Origin of the sequence: Qipengyuania algicola, assembly GCF_042492175.1 — a bacterium.
Taxonomy (GTDB): Bacteria; Pseudomonadota; Alphaproteobacteria; order Sphingomonadales; family Sphingomonadaceae; genus CAJXSN01.
The window spans coordinates 342,793-364,980 of the sequence record NZ_CP170453.1 but is presented as its reverse complement, the minus strand read 5'-3'; the positions used below and the strand labels follow the sequence as shown (position 1 = coordinate 364,980).

Below are 22,188 nucleotides of genomic sequence, written 5' to 3'. Positions count from 1 at the left end.
AATGCATGCCAGCGCGGGTAGCAGAAATTTTGAAAGACGCTGTTTGTGCCTGCGAAGAGGAACTTGGCAGACTGTCGTGCTTGCGCCTCAGCTGTCCGACTTGTTCCCCTGCTCAACGCGCTGCGAGATGGCCGCGACCAGTTGGTCGAACTGCTCGTTGCCGCGCAGATTAAGGTCGCGCTGCGGGAACGGAATTTCGATGTCGGATTCCTGAAACAGGTCCCACAGCTTCTTCAGCACTTCGGATTTGACGTTGCCCACGCCATCTTCGGGGTCGGAAATCCAGCAATGGATGATGAAGTTCACCGAGCTGTCGCCATATTCGTCCAGCCAGCAAGTCGGCGGAGGCGATTTCTTGACGCGTTTGCAGCTCTTCGCTGCTTCGAGCATCAGCTCCTCGGCTTTCTTGATATCGCAATTATAGCTGACGCCGACCGGCACCTGCATGCGGACATTGCGGCTGGAATAGGACCAGTTTTCCACCTGATTGATCATCAGGTTTTCGTTCGGGATCAGATATTCCTTCTGGTCGCGCGTGGTGATGGACACCGCGCGAATGCCGATCTTGCGGATTTGCCCGAAGGTGGAATTCCCCGCCTGATCGGCAACGGCAATCACGTCACCCGGCTTGATCGACTTATCCATTAACAGGATGATCCCGGCGATCAGATTACCGAAGGTTTTCTGCAGGCCGAAACCAATGGCGAGGCCGAAGGCGCCGGAGAACACGGCAAGGGCCGTCAGATCGATCCCCAGCAAATCGATGCCGAGGAAGAACGCGCCCGCCCAGATCGCGATGGTGATCAGTTTCTCGCCCAGCAGCCGCTGTGTTTCATCCAGCCGGGTGAAGCGGGCAAGCGCGGAGTGCACCAGTTTAGTCAGCACCCAAGCAAGCGCGATGACCAGAAAAATGACCCCGATCACGACCACGCCGTCCCACAGCGAGATGCGCATCGTGCCCACTTCGACCGCCATCGCGTCGAGCGATTCGACCATTCCGCCCACGGTCTCGCTGCGCTCTGAAACGGCTTCCTTGAGCTCTTCCGAAGAGCCAATTGCCTCTGACGGTTCTGGCTCGGCCGTTTCCACCGGAGAAGGGATCGCCATCAACGGTTCGCCGGTTTCCGGGTCGAGAATGGCTTCTCCGGTCTCCGGATCGATGATCGGGACGGGTTCCTGGCTTGGCACACCCATCATCTGTTCGCCGGTTTCCGGATCGATCAGCGGCTCGCCGGTGCGCGGGTCGAGCAATGGCTGCGCTTCCGGCGCCGCATCAGGGTCGGGTAAGGCAGTGGCTTGTGCGTTCGCAGTCATTCGGTATCCATTATAGCAAAGGCCTGTTCGCAATCCGCGATCAGGTCGTTTGTATCTTCCAGCCCGATTGATAGGCGAATGCCCAGCCTGTCGCCTTCGTTCCAACCGGCGGGTGGCCACGGGCTGTCAGTACGAATGCTTTCCGGGTCGAAGGGCAGGGCCAGGCTCTCATAGCCGCCCCAGCTGTAGCCGATGCCGAAATGCTCCAGCGCGTCGACAAAGCGGCTGCGATGCTGCGGGGTGCGTCCCTCGAGGATAAAGGTGAAAAGCCCGCATCCGCCGGTGAAATCGCGCGCCCATATTTCGTGGCCCGGCGATCCCGGCAGCGGGGGGCACAGCACATGCGCGACCTCGGGCCGCGCCTTCAACCATTCGGCGATGGCCAGCGCGCTGCGTGTGCTTTGCTCCAGCCGCACTTTCATCGTCCGCAAGCCCCGCAGTGCGAGTGCAGCATCGTCGGGCGAGACAACCTGCCCCAGCGCCTGAGCGGTGCGTTTCAGACGGGGGTAGTATTTCGCACCCGCGCTGGCCGAACCCAACAGCAAGTCTGAATGCCCGCCCACATGCTTGGTCAGCGACATGATCGCGATGTCGCAGCCGCGCTCCAGTGCGGGGAAACCGATGGGCGACGCCCAGGTGTTGTCGATGAGCGAAATGACACCATGCTCGCGGGCGATGGCGGTCAGCGCGGGCACGTCGCAGACTTCCATCGTCAGGCTGCCGGGGTTCTCGAACAGGACGGCTCTGGTCCGCTCGCAAATTGCCGCGGCAAATCCATCGGTGTCCATCGGATCAAAAAAGCGCGCCTCGACGCCGAAATCGGTTAGCAATCCGGTCGCCATCGCGCGGCTGGGATCATAGGCATTGTCGGTCACCAGCAGCACATCGCCGGGACGCAGCACCGCCATCAGCGCGCCCGCAATCGCGGCCACTCCGCTGGGATAGAGCACGGTGCCTGCCGCGCCTGGCTCTATCTCGGTCAAGGCTTCGGACAGCGCCCATTGGGTCGGCGAACCGTGCCGGCCATAAAAGAACTGCCCGTCGCCGATCTTGCCCAGCGCTTTCTCGCGCTCCGCATCATTGGCGAAAAGATGCGTCGATCCGCGCCAGACGGGCGGATTGACCACCGGCATGGTCCATTCGAGGCGGCGTCCGCCCTCCGCCAGCCGCGTGGCGATGCCCTTCGGCTTGCCGCTGTCCTTCCTGTCGCCGCTCACTGTGCTGGTCCCTGTTCCTTGGGTGTCGCGGGATCGCTACCCCATTCGGACCAGCTGCCGTCATACAGGGCATGTGTAGGCGCACCGAGCAGGGTGAGTGCGAAAGTCAGGACGGAGGCAGTCACTCCGCTGCCGCAGCTGGTGACCACAGGCCTTTGCAGATCGATCCCTGCCTCGCGGAAGGCTTCGGCCAATCGTGGCCGGGGCAGGAAGGTGCCATCCGGAGCAAACAGCTGCGTGAAGGGCAGGTTCTTCGCGCCCGGAATATGGCCTCCGGGGAGATTGTGCACGGTGTCCACCGTCTCGCCGGTAAAGCGCCCCGCATCGCGCGCATCGACGACTTGCTCCTGATGCGTGCTGACATTGTCGAGCATCTCGGCCTTGCTGCGGATGAATGCGCGATCCGCGCCCAGCGTCTGCGGCGCTGCGATTGGGGCAACCGCATCGCCTTTTTCAACAGGCCTGCCTTCAGCCCGCCATTTGCCCAGCCCGCCATCCAGCACCGACACATTGTCCACTCCGTGCACGGTCAGCAAATACCACGCGCGGCAGGCGCTGCGCAGGTCGCTGTCGTCATAAAGGACGATATGCGTGTCCGGCCCCGCACCCAATGTGCTGAGCCGCTCGGCCACGCGGGAGCTGTCGGGGACTTTGCCCGGCAGGCTGGAGGCCGGATCGTGCAGCGATGCCAGATCGAGGAAATGCGCGCCGGGAATATGCGCCGCCGCGAACTCTCCGCCTGCATCGCGGCCTGCACCGGGCAGATGCAGCGAGGCGTCGAGCACAAGGGTTTCCGCCTTGCCCAGCGCATCGGCCAGTTGCTGCGTCGAAATCAATCTATCCATCAGGCCCGTGCTAGCGGGGCTTCATCCTAAGGTCGAGACGCCCGTTGCGAACGGGCCCGGTTCGCTCATCCCGGCTCGCTCACCCCAAGGCACGGCCAACGACATCATTGTAATTCTGTGGCGGAGCATCGGCGAGGAATGGCGTGGGTTTGCCGCCACTGCGTTCCGGCGGATGGCCGACCAGCACGGTGGAGGCCAAAGGCTGCGCACCTTCGCCCGCAAAGCGCACCCGCAGCAGGGGGATAAAGACAATCGCCGAACCCTGCCTTATGCCTTCGATATTGGGCAATTCCTGCCGGACGGTGATGGTGATCTCGCGGCGCTCGCCCGCCGGGATGGTGCCCAGCTCTTCCAGCTCCTCCAGCGGCATGGCGGCACTGGCCAATTGCTCGCCCAATGGCTTGCCCTTGGACGCGCCGACAAGGTCGCCCTGAAGCACCGCGCCCTCGATCGGCTGCGTCCCGCGATTGGTGACGGCGACCTGCGCTGTAACGGTCACGGCGCGCAGGCTGCGCTGCAACCGCGTGACCTGTGTTTCCAGGCCGAGCGGCGCGATGGGGCGGCTCGCGGCTGGCGAAGGCGTGGTCGCGGCGACGGGCTTGTCCTGCACAAAATCGGGCGAGGGCAGCGGCTTGTCTTCTCCCGCGGCGCTTTCGGTGGGCGCTGGCTTTGGCGCGGCGGCCGGCATCAGGCCCGGTGAGGCTTTGGCTGGGGCAATGATCGGTGTCGCCGCCTGCTTCTTGCGGATGACCATCGCGGCCGCGACCAGAGCGACGGCCGCCGCCAAGGCCGCGACGATCCACCACCAGAACGGGGTCGTGGGCGCGGCTGGATTGGATGCACCTGCCACACCCGACTGCGCCTCGATTGGCCCCGCCTCGGTTGGCAGATTGGGCAGGGTCGATAGCACGTCACCGGTCCCGGTCTCGCTCTGCGCGGTGTTGTCTCCGGCCGGGATCGGATCGGTGATGGACGGGCCTTGCAGCGGCGTTTCTTCGGGCTGCGGTAAACGGACGGGCGATTGCAAGCGGGGGACGGGCGCGGGCGCGGTAGCCCTAGGCGCAGCGCGCGTCGCGGTGGGCTGCGGGGTTGGCGTCGGCTGGATCGTTGTTGTCGGCGCAGCAGTACGAGAGGGAGTGCCTGTGGGAAAAGCCGTCGGTGCTGGAGTCGGGCTCGCCGTCGGCGTCCCTGTCGGAGCGATCACCCGCGGCCCGACCGGCACGATCCCGCTGTCATCGACCGGTCCCTGAACCTGAGTCCCGGTTGCGGGCGCAGGCGTGCTGGTTTCCGGAAGCTCGAACTCGCCCTGCTGTTGGGCAAGCGCAGGCGCGGCGCAAAGGAGCGCGAGGAGCGGAAGGGAATGGCGGAGCATGGTCATGGATCGATAGTCGTTTGTTGGAGAGCCGCGGAGCGAGGCGCTAGGGGGTCTGAATAGGCACTGAAAGGCGTGCATCCAACCGGTGACTTGTGTCGGCTGCGCGATAAAGGCACATGCGCGGCATGAGCGACACACCCCAAACCGGAACACCAGACGTCCTGCATCTGGGCCAGCAAAGCGCCTTGCCCGCATCGCCGGACGAGGCGAAACTCGATTATCCCGCCAATCCGCGCCCGGGCGCGCTGTATCTGGTGCGCTTCGCCGCGCCGGAATTTACCTCCCTGTGCCCGGTGACGAGCGCCCCCGATTTCGCCCATCTGGTGATTGACTATGCGCCGGACAAAACCATCGTTGAATCAAAGAGCCTCAAGCTGTTCCTCGGTTCTTTCCGCAATCACAACGGCTTTCACGAGGATGTGACCGTCGGCATCGGCCAGCGTCTGGTGGAGGAAATGAAGCCGCGTTGGCTGCGTATCGGCGGATACTGGTACCCGCGCGGCGGCATACCGATTGATGTGTTCTGGCAAACCGGCGCGCCGCCCGAAGGCCTGTGGGTGCCGGATCAGGGCGTACAGGGCTATCGCGGACGGGGTTAATTCCGGCGCAATTTTCTGCGGCGGGTGGGTGCCGTTCCCCCATCGAGCATGAACCGGCGTGGTTAACGCGCCATCACCTTTCCCTCAGGTCTTTTCGCAGGGTCTCCTTATGCAGGAGATTCGAAAAGTTTACCTGAGGAAACAATAATGACGCGCACCCTTAGCCGCCAGCGGCGTCAGTTGGATACGTTTTCCGATTTATACGCGCGCCTCGGGAGCAAACGGACACGGCGGCTTGCCTATCTCACGACAAGTGCTCTCGTCCTCGGCGGGGCGCAGGGTGCGGCGATGGCGCAGACGGTCACGCAGGTCACAACAGACGGCCGGACCGACACCACCGTCACCAACCCGGCAGGCAGCAACACCACCACAGTCACCACCAATACGCGCAGCGGCGGCAATGCGCTGAACAGTTTCTCTGTCTTCGATGTCGGTGCGCCCGATACGGTCAATCTGATCGTGCCCGAAGATGTGAACGCCTTGGTCAATATCGTGCGGGACAAGGCAGTCACCATTGACGGGACAGTCAACAGCCTCGTCGGCGGAGATATTGGCGGCAATGTCTTCTTCGTCGACAGCCACGGATTCGTGGTCGGAGAAACCGGCACGATCAATGTCGGAAGTCTGACGGTTGTTACCCCGACCATTGGCTTTGTTGACGGAATTATCGATGCCACCGGCGGGATCAGCACGGCGGCCCTTGGCAGCCTGATGGCGGGCGATGTGCCGCTGTCATCGTCTGGCAATGTCGTTATTCGCGGGGCGGTGAATGCGGCCAATGGCGTTTCGCTGACCGCGCGCGATGTCACCGTAGGGGTGGGCGGATCGGTCAAAGCCGGGCTGAAAGGCAACAACCCGCTGTTCCAGTCCTCGGTCAATATCAACAATCTGCGCCCCGGTGCGCGCATGGTCGAGCTGCAGGGCCGGATCGAAATCGTTGCGGAAGACGTGACGCTGGGTGGCACTCTGGATGCCACCGGCACAGCCACGCCGGGCGCCATTTCGGTTGTCGCCGAACAGCAGAAATCCAGCGCCAGCGACACGCTGCTGACCAATACCAGCGCATCGGCTTCGATCAGGCAGGGCGCGCAAAGCGTCATTCGCGGCGGGGAGATCAGCCTTTCCGCGACCGCTGGCCGCACTGTAGTGCAGGGGTTGGCTGACGCCGATGCCAGCGTCAGCATCGCCGGCCGGATCGAAGGTACGGATGTTTCGATCACAGCCGATGCGGCGGCGACGGCAACCAAAGCGGCATCGCTGACCTCGATATTCACCGCCGGACTCGACACGGCAGAGGGCATCTTCGGTGACATGCAGCTGTTCGACGTGTTCGTGCCGCTGTTCGATACCGCAGCGGCCTTGCCTCTGCCGACCGAGAATATCGGCTACGCGTCGGTAGAGAGCAACGCTCTGGTCCATGTCGGCGCGACTGCGAATATTCGCACCACGCAGGGCGGCGACGTGCTGCTGCGCTCCAATGCGCTGCAATCGTTCAAGCAAGCGCCCATCAGCGGATCGTTGATTGGCCTGACATTTGCCAGTGTCGATGGCAGCGCGGCGACCAACATTGCGCGCGGAGCGACGGTCGCGTCTGCGGGCGATCTCGCCATTGCCAGCCACAATACCGCGATTGCCAATCTACAAGTCGCGACGTCCACAGACGCCACGCCCTTCGGTGTGACGCTGGCAGCGCTGGATGCCGACATTGCCGCCAATACCACCGTCGACCGGCTGGCCAATATCAATGTGCGCGGCGACCTGTCGGTTATCGGCCGCAACGACACCAGCTATTCGGTCAATTCCAAGGTCGAGGCGAAAGGCACCGGCAAGGTCGGCATCGCCGCCGCAGTGGCCGTGACGAATGCCGAGGCAACGGCACTGCTCGATGCAGATGTCGGGCAGGGCAATTTCCAGCCTGCAAACGTGCTGGTCGAGGCGAGTTCGGTCGGCGCGCTCAGCGACGTGTCCGCTTCGACAACCGTCGGGGGAAGTGCCGGACCGGAAATTGCCGGTGTTCGCGATCTCACTTCGGCGGTCAATTCGATCCAGAATACGCTGGTCAACAGGGCGGCTGGCAATCTGTTTGAAACCGCTTCCGCAGCAGGCGTGCTGCCCAAAATCGGCTCGGTCATTGCCTACCGCGATTCATCGGCGACCAGCGTTGCGCGGATTTCCGGAAACGTCACAGCCAGCGGCACAATTGCTGTTGTGGCCAACCGGATCGACGGGGGTGCGCGGACTTCAGCAACCAGCGCCGTTGCTTCCGATACGAAGGATAAAGAAGACAACACTCCGCTCGCCGTCAACGCCGCGATCGCGGTCAATCTGGGCGAAAACGAGACCCTGGCGCTGGTAGCGCCGAATGCCAATCTGGCGGCTGGCAAAGTTGGCGTGCAGGCGAATTACAGCCAGCCCCGGCCCTATCAGTGGGACAATCTGGCGGGCGCGTGGGAAACTGTGGGCAATATGGGCGATGATTTCGCCGGTAGTCTGGCAGGCCTGTTCGGGTCGCTGTCCGGCCTACGCAATACCGGCGCCTACGCGACCGGCAATGCTGAGGCGAAGGGCAGCGCCAGCAAAGACGTCAATATCAACGGCGTCGTCAATTATTTCGAGCTGGATAATGTCACCAGCGCATGGGTCGGCTCGGGCGCGAGCATCATAGCGACCGATCCAACCGGCGATGCCGGATGGAACGTAGAGGCGTCCGGCGGAGATGCGTCGCTGTTTATGGATCCAGCCGAATTGACCGCCGGGACGCCGGGCCTCAGTCTTGGGGACGGCGGCGCGATTCCGACCTTCGATTTCGATACGGCGCTGTCGATTGGTGCCAATTCGGTCATCGAAACGCTGTTCCTCTCGGGCAGCAAAGCCGGCTTGCGCAGTGAACCCAGCGATCCGGGGACCGGTGGCGGAACCGGTGGCGGCACGGGCGGAACCGGCGATGATGCGGGCGTCGCAGTCGGCGGCGTATTCACGATGACCGACATCGAGAACAGCACGCTTTCCGGCGTCGCTGCAGGGGCAAACCTGCAAAGCGCTGGCGAGATTGCCGTTGGTGCCGATGCTGACACGACAGGTTATGTCATTGCGCCGGGTTCGGGCAAAGGCGGCGATGCCGGGGCGACGGGCGTCGTCGCGGTCTCGCTTCTGGACGAGGCGACCCATGCCAGCATCGCCAATACCGCCTTCGTCTCTGCTCCTACTGTCAGCGTGGATGCCAATCAGGGCGTCAATATCTGGTCGCTGACCGGTGCGCTGGCCGGTGCGGACAAGGTGGGCGTGGGCGTATCGGTAGCGGTCAACGATCTGAACACCGACACCAGCGCTGTCATCGGCGACAATTCCGCCGATGCAGCTCTGGCAGCAGGCATCGATGCGAGTGCGGGGGACAGCGTAGCTTCTACGGCACAGGGCGTGTTCAACGCGGATACTCTGTCGGTGACCGCCGCCACGCGCGGGCAAGCGGGGGCGCTGTCCATCGGGCTGGCCAGTGCCGGGACGAGTGAACCACCGAGCGGCGATTCCCAGAGTGGGGGCCTGTCGGGCTTGGTCGGCGGCGCAAAGGGCAAGCTGAAACAGATCAGCGGGACCATCGATAGTGTGAAGGGAGCGCTCGATCCGCTGCTCAATCCAGTCGGTAACCTCCTCAATTCAGGCGCAAATACCGCTGCCGATAGCGGCCAAACCCAGATGGCCAGCACCGATGCGACCACGCCGCCGCCAGCCGATGCGGTCGGCGGAGCGGATGCCATCGATTTCAGCAAGATTTCGGAGCCTGCGAAACAGGGCTTCGCCATCGGTGTCGCAGGCAGTGGGTCGGTGGGCCTGTATGATGCGACCACGACCGCCGATGTCGCCAATATCACGCGCGGCACCTTCAGCACGGACGGTTCGTCGGCTGCGGATACGACCGTGCAGGCGGTGCGCAATGCCTCCTATTTCACCCTCAGCGGCGCGGTCGCGCGGATCAAGGGCGGCCCGGATTCCAAAGGCGTGGGCATTGCCGGGGCCTTGGCGCTGACGGAGGATTCAGGCGACACCCTGGCGCGCATGGTCAATGTGGATGCGCCCAATGCGGGCGATACCAGTGTCGAGGCATTGTCCGGCGGCTTCACGGTCGGGGTGGGCATCGGCGCTGCGGTCACCAGCGGGCAGCAAAGCTCGGCGATTGCCGCATCTGGGACCCTTTCCTTCCTGCATGGCGCGACCAACGCGATCGTTGCGAACAGCGCTCTGACGGGTGCGCCCGGAGCCAATCTGGCTGTGCGCGGCTACAACAACACCCAGATCGGCCTAGGCGGTGGTTCGTTCTACAAAGGCGGCTCCGCCGGTGTCGGTGCCACGGTCACTTTGAGCCTGGTGGGCGATAGCCAGACAATCAACCCGCTGACCGGACAGGCTTATGACTTCGTTGGTGCGCATGTGTCGGATACGCAGGCCGATTTCGAACGTCTCGCGGTCGAAGCCCAGGCTCCCATTCGCCTGATTACCGCAGCGGCCACCGGCGGGGTTTCGGGCAATGATGGCACCGCTATATCCATCGGCGCAGCCTATTCGGAAATTTCCCGCACCGTCGCCGCCTCGGTCACGGGCAGCGTCATCACGGCGCGGGCCAATGATAGCGGGCTGGACGCTTGCGAAGACGAAACGTGCGGGCTCTTGGTGTCAGCCGGGACCGAGGGCAGCCTTGCTCTCGACCAGGCCATTGGCGCAGCGACAGCGCGCGATGCCGGTTTTGATTTCACCGCTGATGTTCTCAATGGTGCCTTCTCCAATCAGCCAAACGGCGCGGCAATCTACACCGTCGCGGGTCTGTTCCAGAGCGGCAAGAATGCCGCCGGGCTCGGCTTTGCAGGCGGCAATATTACCGACACTTACGCAGCGACAATTGCCGCCTCGCGAGTCGATGCGGCGGAAAGCGGCGTGGCGGTTGTCACCAAAGACACAGCCACTGTAGCCGCCCTTTCTGCCGGCGCGTCTATTTCGCGCGGCAATGGCGGGCTGGCCTTCATGGGATCGGCCACCGCCAATCTCGTGCGCAATACGGACCGCGCCAGCATCACCGGGGGCACCGCCTTCGACGGGACAACAGCCGGGATTGCCGCCCGCGATGTGACGGTTTTGGCCGATGCGGATGCCAGCATCGCCAGTCTTGCCGGCAATATTGCCGCCGGGCAGGGCACCTCGGCTGGCGTTTCCGTCGCATTCAACCAGATCGACCGCGCGATCGATGCAAGCATTAGCGGGATCGACATTACGCCCACGGGCGATGTTTCCGTTTCGGCCAGTGCCGATGGCCAGATTCGCACCTTGTCCGTCTCCGGTGCGGGCGGGTCGGACACGGCTCTGACGGGCTCCTTCACGATTAACAATATCGCCGATGATGTGGCAGCCTCGATTGCAGGCGGCGCCAATATCGCTGGTGCTGGCGCAGATTATGTGACCGTGCAATCGGTCAACGCCTCCGATGTGGAAGCGATTGCGGGTTCGCTCGCCGTTTCTGCCAACGGGTCGGGCGCAGGTATCGCTGTGGCGGTAAACGTCATGGAAGGGACCAACGCGGCACGCATTTCCGGCGCGAATATCACGGCAAACGATGTCGATGTGCTGGGCGTTTCCACCGGAGATATCGGGGTCGCCTCGGTCGGCGGTGCAGTGGGTGCAGGATCGGCAGGCATCGGCGGTTCGATCACCACCAATATTCTGAACAGCGCGACCTCTGCGCGGATCAATGGCGGTTCGGTCATCACGGCCGCGAACAACGCATCGGTGCACGCCACCAATCTGGGCCGCATTTTCGCTGCATCGGGCGCAATCGGCATCGGCAATTCCGCGGGCGTCGGGGTGGGGGTTACCACCAATGTCCTGAACGCGCAGACGATCGCCACTGTCGACAATTCCACGATCACCGCGCGGGGTGAAGGCGCAGGCCGGGTCGTTAGCGACGGGATCGCGGGCGGAGGGCTCGACACTTCGAGCCTGGTCTGTCTGACCGACGAATGTGTCGATCAGGGAACCAACAACACACGCTTCGAAAACACCTTCCTGGTGGGCGGGGCAGGCTCCGGCCTGCTTCCCGACCAGCAAGTCCCGACTTTCGGAACGAAGACGGTCAAAGGGTTGTCCGTCGGTGCGAGCTCCGCCCAGAACGTCGCGGTTCTGTCGGCGGCAGCCGGTGTTTCCGGTGGCAGTGCGGGCGTGGGCGTCGATGTCGGGGTCAGCGTTCTGAGCGGCAATACATCCTCGCGGATCTATCGCTCCGATGTGGTTGGCAATGCCGACGTTGTGGCGGGCGCCTATGGCACGGTCGGGCAGGCTGTTGCAGGCATTGGCGGCGCATCCAGCGTGGGCATCGGCGCGGCGGCCAGTGCCACTAAGTTCACCCAGAATGTCTCGGCCAAAATCGATGGCGGCACCGTAACCGGCGATGCATCGAAAGGCGAAGGTGCCAGCGTTCAGGCCTATAACAACCAGCAGGCCTTCGCCCTGACGGCAGGTTTCGCCGGCAGCGGCTCGGCCAGTGTGGCAGGGTCGGTCAACGTCAACCTGTTCGATTCCGATACCTCTGCCACAATCGATAACGGCGCAGTGGTGAATACCGGCGCAGTCACCGTCGATGCAGAGACATTCAATGCGGTGGGCGGCGTGACCGGGGCCATCGGTATTGGCGGCTCGGTCGGTGCGTCGGGCGCGTTCAATGTCACAACCATGAAAGACCGCACCGTGGCGAGGATCGGCAATCTGTCCGATCCGCAGCGCACCAGCATCACAGCCGGCGGCGATGTGTCTGTTTCAGCCAGCGGGATCGGGAAATATTCCGGTCTGGCGGTCAGCGGTGCAGGCGGCGGGAATGTCGGCGTTGGCGGCATCGTCAATGTCATCCAGATCGAAAGCGATGTGCAGTCCGGCCTCTACAATACGAATGTGCGTGCGGGCGCCAACGACGTCGATGTTACGGCCGATCTCGACACACAGTTGAACCAGATTTCCGGCGGTATCGGGATCGGCGGATTTGCCGGTCTGGGTGTTGCCGTCAATGTCGGGATCATTCGTGACAAAGCCAGCGCAGAGGTCATTGGCGGCGATATCGTGTCAGGCGGATTGACTGTCGATGCGTCCAAGACCCGCAGAGCCGACTCCCTTACGCTGAGCGCCGGTGGCGGGATTGGCGGCGTGGCCGGTGTAGTCAATGTGCTGATCGTAGGCTCGGCACCGAATGTCGATGACGACGGCGATGATGACGGCCTTTCCTCCGGCGACACGCAGGAAGTTCTCGGCCGGGTGGATACCGTCAGCAACACCGATTTCCTGTCTGGCAATCCCAGCCTTTCCGCCGGACAACGCACGGCGGCATCCACTGCGGGGACCGGACGGGTCACCAATGCGCTGGACAGCACCGCCAATGCCAACACCGTTGCACGCATCAGCCAATCGACCGTCGTCAGCGACACGGTCTCGGTCTCAGGCACGGACAAGACAGCCAGTGATGCGCAGTTGGGCGCGATTGCCGGCGGCGCAGGCGCACTGGCCGGATTGGTCGGCTACACACGGATCAACGGGTCAGTCGAGGCGCTGGCAAGCGGCGATATCACGGCGTCGGAAATCAGCGTGAATGCCGCCAGCGATGACATCGAAGGCACCAATATCTTCGGCGAGGAACTCGTCGCAGGTCGAGTGCGCGGTGTTGCCGGTGCGGTTGGCGGGGTTGGCGCTGCGGGTGTGGTGGCCAATGTGTCGATCGGCACCAGCGTCGGGGCAAGCGCCGAGGGAAATCTCGCAGGTGACAATGGCGGTACCCTGGGGGTCAGCGCATCGGATTCGAGCAGCGGCATTGCCGACGGCAATGGAGCCGCAGCAGGTGGGGTCGGGGTCGGGGTTTCGGTCGCCATTGCGGAGCGAACCGGGTCCATCTCGGCGACCTTGGCTCAGAACACTCTGGCGACAAACTTCACAGGCATCGCTGTCGATGCTGCTAGTGCGGGCAGTATCAGTGCGAGCACAATCGCTCTGTCCGGAGGCATTTTGGGGTCGGGCAGCGGCTCGCTTGCGACGGCCAATGACGAGACGGTCGTTTTGGCAGCAGTGGAGGACGGGGTCGAAACGGTGTTCGGCGCGGGCGGCCTGACTATTGATGCGCGCTCTGCCAGCGATACCTCAGCAACTGCGCTGGGCGCGTCGGTCGCAGGATCGGTTGCCATCGGCGCGTCGATTGCCCTGGCGACAAACAATGCGCAGGTTTCCGCGACCGATGATGCTCTGATGCATGTCGGCACCGGCACCCTCGCGGTGCGCGCCGCGTTGAATGGCGTTGGTACATCGGCAGAGGCCGGTGCAGCAGCGGGCGGTGTCCTGGGCGGCGCCCAGGCCTCTGTCGCCACAGCGCGCAACAATGGCACGATATTGGCCCGCATGAGCAGCGATGCGCTGGTCGGCGCGGTGGATGTGGCCGCGATCAACGATTCGCGTGTTTCTTCCGATGCCAAGGGTATCTCGGCCGGGATTGTAGCGGTGGGCGCGGTCGTCTCGGTTGCGGAATCGAACAGCAATACACGGGCGCTGATCGGCGATTTCAGCCCCGGTAGTGCGGGCCTTCTTGTGCAGGCGGGATCCGTTTCCGTGCGGGCAGACAGCACCGATACGACCACGCCTTATGCGCTGGCGGGGAGCGGCGGCCTAGTGTCAGGTTCGGCTGCCCGCGCAGACAATATCAACACCTCGGTCACCAGCGCGGAGATCCTGTCTGGTGACGTAATCTCTGCCGGCAATCTGACCCTATCTGCGCAGCACACCGCCGGAATTGGCAGCGTAGCCGATGCGCGTCAGGCCTCAGCCGTGGGGTTCAGCGGGGCGGAAGTGAACAACACAATCGCCGCGACCACCGCCGCTACGGTCGGCAATTCGGTCCGTCTTGCAGCGCTCAATATCGACATCGATTCCAACAACAATTTTGTGTCAACGCGCTTGCCGAACGGGGCCGCCATCTCCGCCTATGGCGGCGGAGGCGGGGCCATTAATGGCAGCGCGGTCACTATCGACACCGATGTGACTGGCAGCAGCAATGTGATCATCAGCGACAATGCGACATTGCTGGTCGATGGCAATCCGGTGGACATTCTGAAAAACGGGCTGACCGATGTTCGCGCTCTGAATATCGATGCGTCCTCTACGCTCGCGCTGACCGACTTTGGACAGCTGGAGCTGGGTGCGGGAATCGCCATTCCGATCGTGAGCCTTTCGGCGGATGCCAATCTGGGCAATCTGGTCCTGATCGGCGAAAACACCACGCTGCAAAGCAGCGGCGCGATCGGTATCGGATCATGGACGCGGGGCAATCTGGTCAATGATGCCAAAGTAAAGGTCTACGGTTTCGCAGGCGCTGGCGGCGCGGAAACCGAGGCGACGCTCAACACCTCGCAGTTCGTTACGATTGGCGCGAATGCCGATTTGCTTGCCTATGGCAATTTGCGGCTGGGCGCGGGCCGCGCGAGCAGCGGCGCGGAAACCAACACTATCGACGCTACGGCGGGGACGCGGGTCTACAACAATACGGCGATCCCGATCACCGCGCTGCTCGATGCAGACGGAAAGGCCAATTCGGCAAACGCGCTAGTGATCAACGATGGCGCACGTATTCGCACGGTGCTGGATGCCGATCTGGTCGCCGATCAGGGCACCGTCAATGCCAGCGGCGTCGCTATTGGCACCAACCCCTATCTCGATCTGTTCTCCTCTGAAACCCGCGCTGGCAGCGCTTCTTCAACCGGAACCGGGACCATCCAGCTGGGCGGAAGTGTGGAGGCCGGCGTTGCGCATAATCAGAGCGTGATTGTCGACGAGGATGGCGGAGTTACTACGAGTTCCACCCTTGGCGACACAGGCGGGCTGCCCAACTTCAGCGTTGCTGCGCAATATCAGCGGTTTGGGCAGGACCCGCGTTCGGCGGCGGTGGTGGTTTCACCGATCTACGCGGCGGCTGGCGACATCAACGTCATCGCCGACAGCATTGCCGAGATTGGCGGCACAACGGCTTCGCTTACTGCCAATGGCGATGTTGACGTCCTGATCGACAACGCGTCGCAAGCCGCGCTTATTCCGGGCGAAATCTACATCCCCAATGCGGGCAGCGGATTGGTCAATTTTGCGGGTAATGCATCCCCGACCGGCAGCGGCATCTCCATTACGCAAAGCCCCACAACGGATGTTCCCGCGATCACAATCCGCAACAGCTATGATGCATTTGCTGTGGGCGGGAATGGCTTGGGATCACCGATTTCCATCAGTCAGCCGATCTTTAATCCGGGCGGCTCGGTCGCGATCGAGAATGTGTCTGGCGATATCGCGCAGACCGGCCAGATCACCGCCAGCCAGGTCCGCATCCTTGCCCCCAATGGCTCGTTCGTAGTGTCGCAATCGGGCATTTACAGCCCGGTCGATCCCACCGGCCAGTGGGATGCAACCGCTATCAGACTCGCCGATGAATGGGACGTCGTCACCTATATGGCGAACTTTCTTTTGTCACCGGGATCGCTGACCAGCCCGACCTTCATCCCGGGGGAATACGACAGTGTTCTGAGATCGATCATCCGTCAGACCGTCGGTACCGTTACCGGTATCACTTCAAGCAATCAGCAGTTTGGTTTTGCCCAGGTTTTCGGCAGACTGCCATTTCAGGAAAATGATCAGAAGACCGAGCGTGTGCCCTTTGCACCTTGGTTGATCACAAGCTCGATTCCCGGCTTTACACAGGCGTTCCTGGTGCCGGAGGTGAACGCTGGCCTACGGTTTACGCTGCAGCCCGGCAGACGCGGATATGTCGCTGACTCCACCTTCAACTGGTGGGGGCCGTATAGCTATGCCGGAAAAGATGATTTCAACGACGGCTTCATTCACAAATACTCTACCATTGTTCCTGTCGCTCAAGCGATTGAAGCGAGCGCCGCCCGTCAAAACACCTCGGGTGCTGCAGCCAGCGGTATCTCGGCCAAATCGATCGAAATCTCCGCCGATGCGATCAACATAAACGCCACATTGTCGGCGGGTGCCCTGACAGAGCGATCGGTCACGATTGACCCAAGTGCGCAGGCTCATATCGACAGGTACGTGGCCGCCGGTTCGCCGACCTCCAGCGGCAACGGTTTCACCGTCGTCAACGGATACCTTTCGCTCGACAGCTTTACCTCCAGCCAAGGCACTCCCCTTGGTGCGCCGGTTTCAGGTGACGACACCGTCGGCCCTCCGGGACAAGCGGTCTCCAATCCCAATTTCGGAAAAATCGCGACCGGCTATGATGGACGCCGCACCATTTCGGCGGCCGATGGCAGCCAGATTGCGAACCCGGACTTCGGGAAGATTGTTGTGGCAGATGTCACCGCTGCGGGTGGCGGTTCGATTACGCTGGATGGCGGAATCATCAACACTGATGGACAGGGCAATGGCAATCTCATTGTCCGCAATGGCTTTGGTGAAGTCGACATCAACAATCAGACCCAAACGGCGATTGTTCTTGGCGATATCTCCACCGGCACCGGCGATCAGACTGGCATCATCAAGATCACCGATCATTACAAGGAAAACGGCCTCGGGAGCAATCTGACGACCTGGTATGTTAGCGAGCAGGGCGGTGGGCCGGTGACAACTTATGATAACCGCAATGGTGCGACCGAGTTCGCCACAGCCAGAGTTGTGAGCCAAACCGCTGATGGCGACAGCGTCAGCTATGATCCTTTTGCCAATATCCGATACGGCTGGAACGACCAGTACACCGTACGAAGGAATGTCAATTTCACCGATAACATCAACACGGCGACGGTGACGCCATGGCTATTCACCGGTGGGACCAATAACGAGAATTTCGCGCGCGGCCCGTCCTATGTGTTTTTCGGCAATCCGAGCGATCCATTCTTCCGTTCGGAAATTATCGCCAGCCAGCAATCATCTGTGAATTACGGTATCCGGTGGCGCAATTTCGCATTCATCAACCGGCCCGATTATCACAATCCTGAGTCTGTGGTGTGGAATTACAGGATCTACACCCGAGCCGGGGTGACGATCCGGAATTCGGTCCGGGCCGACAATGCAATCGGTATCGGTTTCGATGGTGCGTCCAGCGGGCGTGTCAGCGTGATTTCAGATGCCGACGTGGCTCTGGCCGGGGATGTCAGCAATACCTCCGGTTACACATTTATCGGCACCGACGGCGCTATCGTCGATGCCGGAGGTTCGATTCAGTCGGGACCGCGTACGCTGCTAAGCGCATTGGGTGACATTGGTTCGGCTGATGCCCCCATCAACCTCATTTCCGGCGTTCCCGGGGGAGGCCGCACTAACCTTCTCGGAGCCAATATCTACGTCTCCAACGAAGGCGATTTGGCGCTTGGTGTCGTCGATGCCAATTTCGGGGCGGGTACTGTCGATCTGACGGCAACGGGAGACATCCTGAGTGTCGATAATTTGCCCACCAGCACCCCGGCAATCGTCGCGAGCGAACTCAGCCTGACATCGACCGGCGGAGCCATTGGCGATGCCGACAAGCCGCTGACCTTCGTGGCCGACCGGGTCAGTGCGCAGGCTGAGGGGGACATCACGCTGACCCAGTCCTTCGGCAATATTGTGGTCGACCGCATCCGCTCGACCAATGGTGGCATCACGCTGGAAGCGCGCGACGGCACGATCACCGGCGCGCTCCCTACAGAAGCGGAACGCGCCGCTTTCGAGACCGAGAACCAGCAAGCGTGGCAGCAATTGGGTCTGCTCGATCAGGATTCGGGCGCGCTGGCCGTTTCCCGCTACGAGGGAAGCATCAACAGCGCCTATGCCCTCTATTGGCAGATCGACGGCTTGATCGATCCGGGCAATTCCAATCGCCTGAGTGACGAAGGCCGCACCCTGTTCGGGGCGCAGGCCGCATCAGCATTGGGTGTGGCGAACCCCACCAATGCGCAGATCGATAGCTATGTGCTGGGTCTCTATAGTGAGGCCGGAACAACGGTGTCGGACGCTCCCGGTGTCGATCCGGCTGCGCTGGCTACACGGGATGACGCGTTCGATTTCATGCTGGACGAAGCCGATCCACTGTTCACCGAGCTGACCAGCGGAGCGCAGTGGGAAGAGGGGGCCTTGTCGACCGTGATCGGCACGACCCGTCTGATCGATACCCGCTCGAACGATACGCAGACCGCCGCAACAGGCACAAACCTGCAAGCGCAAACCGGGATTAGCCTGACGAGCAATGGCAGCCCGGATATCCCGCGTGTGACCGTGCAGGTCACATCGAATGGCGATAGTTCCAGTTATTTTGTCGTGACCGGCCCGGGCACGGGTTACACCCCGACAGCTAACACCAACGCCCCCGGCCAGTTCACATTGTCCGAAATCAAGGAATTGCTCGCCACTGCACGCAATCCCATGCCGACGCAGATCTCCGACAGCACCTATGAATTCGAGCTCGGGGGTTTCAAGCCAGTCAGCGCCAACACCGAAGACGGCATGATCGAGGTGACCTCGAACAATGATTTCACGCTGGATATCGAAGGCGATATTCTGCTGAGCACGATTACTGCAGACGTGGGCGGAACTCTGTTCCTGCGCACGACCAATGGCAATGTGCTGAATGGCACGCCCAGCACGCTGACGTTGGCCGGCAAATTGTCGCTGGAAGCGGCAGGCTTTGCGGGAACCGTCGCCGACCCGCTGCGGTTCTCGGCCTTCGATCCCTCGCAGCCCTTCAGCATTCTGGACATCACCACGGGCCAGGGCTTCAATATCGACGTGATCGGCAGTGCCGCAACCATCGGCAATCTCAGCTTTAGCGGGCTGGGATCGATTTCGGCCGATGGCGGTATAACGCGCTCTTCCGATGTGCCGGGCAGCGCCTTGATCGCTGGCAATGGGGGAACGCTGGTTCTGGATGCCGGAAGCAGCGCTATCGGTCTCGCGCTGCAGCCGCTCGACCTCGATGTTGCAAGCGATACGCGCCTCTCGCTGAACGCTGCGGCGGCCTATCTCAGCACTCAGGCTGGTGGCCAATCCGGCGGCGACCTGACGCTGGCCGATGTGACCATCGATGGCGCATTGTCCATTAATGCAGGCGGCGCAATTGCGCAGTCGGCTGGCGTTTCGGCTCCGATCCGCGCAGGCACGGTTTCGTTGCTTGCGGGCAGCACGATAGGCGGTGGGGCGCCGCTCAATCTCGACACGGCGGGCGGCGAAGTGCGCTCTGTCGGCACGGGCGACGTCAATCTGTCGATCACCAATTCCGCCAACGCCGACCCGATTAATCTGGTCGCAGGCGCGGCAGGTGGCAGCTTGACCATTGCCGCCGATGGCAGCCTGATACTGGGTGACACAGGTGCGCAAGGCAGCATCGATTTGCAAACCGCCTCGGGCAATCTGACGGTTGGCGATGTAACCTCGGACGATGGCGACATATCCTTTGCCAGCGCGGGCGATTTCGCGGGCGGCAATCTGGCAGCGGTGAATGGGGCCATTTCGGGCAACGCCAATGGCGCTTTGGAATTTGGCGGTTCCGCATCCGATGGAGCCACCAGCCTGACGGCCAATGGCCCGATTGCCTTTACGGGCGTCATGACCTCGAACACCGACATCGCTCTTTCCACCCCTGGAGATATTTCGGGTGGCAGTATCGAAGCGGGCGGCAGCGTCGCGGTACAAGGTGGCGGTGTGAACCTCACCGGCGTGCTGGGCGATAATCTGGCCCTGCAAGCCGCAAACGGGATGCGCATTGCGGAGCTGGAATCCGTTGGCGATGCCAATTTGCAGGCGGCTTCGGCAAATATCGGCAATGTTGCTGTCGGAGGCCAACTGGTGGTCACCACGACGGGCGAGCTGGCGATTGCGAGTGGCCTCGCCTTTGGCGCTGCGCTGGATTCAGGAGGCGATATTACTATCGGCTCGCTGAACGGGGATGGCGGCGATCTGACGGTGAATGCCGCTGGCGCGTTGACAGCTGAAAGCCTGATTGAATTTGAGCAAATCGATCTGAATGCAGCGCAGATCGATGTCCAAAGCCTGGTTGGCAACGCGATCAACACCGCGTCCACCGGGGCGAGCAGTTTCGGCCTGTTCTTTGCCAATAATGCAGCGACCATTGACGCACGCAGTTTGCAGACAACCACGCTCTTCGCCCAGTCGCTCAATGCCCGTACCGACGATGAATTGTTCGTCGATGAGCTGCAGGTGGCTGACACTTCGAATATCGACGCGGGCTCAATGACTATCCGCCTTGCTGCGGCTGGCACATTCCTTTCACGCACCATCGGCGACACGATTATCGAAGAGCTGCGGACGAGCGATCTTGCCGACCTGCAAGCGGCCAATCTGCAGATCGCCTTGCTCGAAAGTGGCGGCTCGATTGATCTGGATGTCGGGTCGGCACAAATCGACTCGATTGTCGCTGGCGCGGATCTGGATATTCTTGCCCAGACGGACATCGTATTCGGCACCGCGGAGAGCGGCGGTTCGACCACGATGGACGCCGGTCAATTGATCGAAGGAGACACGTTGACCGCAGGCGGAGACGTCAATCTGTCGGCAGAGACCATCCGTATCGGGAACATCTCCGGAGAGAACATCGGGATTGCCGTGACCGGCGATCTGGCATTCGACTCGATTGGCAGTCGCAACGATCTTGATCTTCAGGCTCGCAATATCGCCATCGGTACAGCGAGTGTCGGCGGCGATTTCGCGGCCCGCGCGGTTCAGACTATCGACGTGGACACAGCAGAGGTCGGCGGCGATCTGCGGTTCATTGCAGGCGAGGACGTCATCAGCTCTCAGCTTTTGCAAGTCGCTGGCACTGCCATCATCCGCGCGGGCGACGATATCGTTATCGAGGCAATAGACAGCGCGGGAACGCAGGCTCTGGTGGCAGGCGGCGATATCACCGCCACCACGCTAACCAGCGGAGGCGATGTCGCCCTTCGCGCCGGGGGGGACATTTCCACTACGAGCATCGCTGCCATCAACGACATTCGCCTCACCGGTCGCCGGATCAATTTCGGAACGATCACGGGCGAGAATTTCTACGCAGTGAACCGGCTCAGCCTGATTGGCGATCAGTTGTTCGTGACCGGCGATGTCAGCATCAGGCCGCCACGCGGTGCACCATTCTCGACCGTGAAGATCGGCGAGTTGTCGGCGGAGAACGCCACGATCAAGGCCAGCGGAACGGCCAAATGGGGCTCGGCAATCCAGTTGGGTTCGGCCCGGATCGGCAACTCTCTGTCGCTCTATGGGGAATCGGCTACGGCGACCGTGTTCGGGACCGGACCAACCCTGTCGATCTCGCTCGACGGGTTCAGAGCGCCGGTCATGACCTATGCCGATATCGATGTGACCAGCCTTGGCCCGGTCGATTTTGAACAGTTCGAAGTCGCGCGCGCCTCCATCGATCTGGCGGGCCGCGATGTGACGATATTCGATGGCTGGACGGAGCGTCTGGAGCTTTCGACCGCAGACCTGACCCTGCTAATCAACAATCTGTCGGGCAAGCGGGAGCGCGCATTCGACCATCAACGCTACTTCAGCAAATATCGCTTTGACCTGACCATTGAAGGGCTGGAGCCTGCCGGAGATAGTGGCAAGCCACGGTACAAATTGCACGCGGTCCCCGCTCAGGCGCAGGGTGTCGAGAAGGACAAGAAAGCTGGCGAGGATTTGGACGAAGAGCAGTTGGTCGCCGATGGAAAAGGCGATACGCGGTAACATGGCGGCGAAAGCTACGGCGTTAGAAGGGGCTATGCGCACCTTGGCAACGCATGCGACACCAGACGAGACTTCGGGTTCCGGCCTGCAATGGCCGAGCGCGTTCAGGCGTG

The 22,188-nt window shown here is 62.1% G+C and carries 6 protein-coding genes; 2 read left to right on the top strand and 4 right to left on the bottom strand.

Going from position 1 to position 22,188, the window contains the following annotated elements:
- Window positions 1–87: 87 nt before the first annotated feature.
- From ACFCW2_RS01775 to ACFCW2_RS01760, 4 genes are all read right to left on the bottom strand, one after another.
- Window positions 88–1,314 carry a mechanosensitive ion channel family protein gene (locus ACFCW2_RS01775; RefSeq protein ID WP_379547753.1) on the bottom strand — a complete coding sequence of 409 codons (1,227 nt, stop codon included), beginning with the start codon at window positions 1,312–1,314 and terminating at the stop codon, window positions 88–90.
- Window positions 1,311–2,531, bottom strand: coding sequence for a cystathionine beta-lyase (gene metC / locus ACFCW2_RS01770; RefSeq protein WP_379547752.1), 1,221 nt, complete (start codon window positions 2,529–2,531; stop codon window positions 1,311–1,313). Before metC ends, ACFCW2_RS01775 begins: the two co-directional genes overlap by 4 nt.
- On the bottom strand, window positions 2,528–3,376 hold the full coding sequence (locus ACFCW2_RS01765; protein ID WP_379547751.1) for a sulfurtransferase: 849 nt from the start codon (window positions 3,374–3,376) through the stop codon (window positions 2,528–2,530). Before ACFCW2_RS01765 ends, metC begins: the two co-directional genes overlap by 4 nt.
- 79 nt (window positions 3,377–3,455) lie before the next feature.
- Complete coding sequence (locus tag ACFCW2_RS01760; protein WP_379547749.1) at window positions 3,456–4,754, bottom strand: hypothetical protein; 1,299 nt, start codon at window positions 4,752–4,754, stop codon at window positions 3,456–3,458.
- Window positions 4,755–4,876: 122 nt separating this feature from the next.
- Here ACFCW2_RS01760 and queF point away from each other — a divergent pair, with 122 nt between their 5' ends.
- Together queF and ACFCW2_RS01750 are read left to right on the top strand one after the other, a co-directional pair.
- Entirely contained in the window at window positions 4,877–5,350 is a 474-nt protein-coding gene (gene queF / locus ACFCW2_RS01755; protein WP_379547748.1) for a preQ(1) synthase, read from the top strand.
- Between the two features lie 147 nt (window positions 5,351–5,497).
- Window positions 5,498–22,075: a leukotoxin LktA family filamentous adhesin gene (locus ACFCW2_RS01750; protein ID WP_379547747.1), complete on the top strand. Its 16,578-nt coding sequence runs from the start codon at window positions 5,498–5,500 to the stop codon at window positions 22,073–22,075.
- Window positions 22,076–22,188: the final 113 nt, after the last annotated feature.

Excerpts from the sequence above, each read along its gene's own strand:
- ACFCW2_RS01775 (WP_379547753.1), bottom strand. The coding sequence starts at position 1,314 with ATGACTGCGAACGCACAAGCCACTGCCTTACCCGACCCTGATGCGGCG.
- ACFCW2_RS01765 (WP_379547751.1), bottom strand. The coding sequence starts at position 3,376 with ATGGATAGATTGATTTCGACGCAGCAACTGGCCGATGCGCTGGGCAAG.
- ACFCW2_RS01760 (WP_379547749.1), bottom strand. The coding sequence starts at position 4,754 with ATGACCATGCTCCGCCATTCCCTTCCGCTCCTCGCGCTCCTTTGCGCC.
- queF (WP_379547748.1), top strand. The coding sequence starts at position 4,877 with ATGAGCGACACACCCCAAACCGGAACACCAGACGTCCTGCATCTGGGC.
- ACFCW2_RS01750 (WP_379547747.1), top strand. The coding sequence starts at position 5,498 with ATGACGCGCACCCTTAGCCGCCAGCGGCGTCAGTTGGATACGTTTTCC.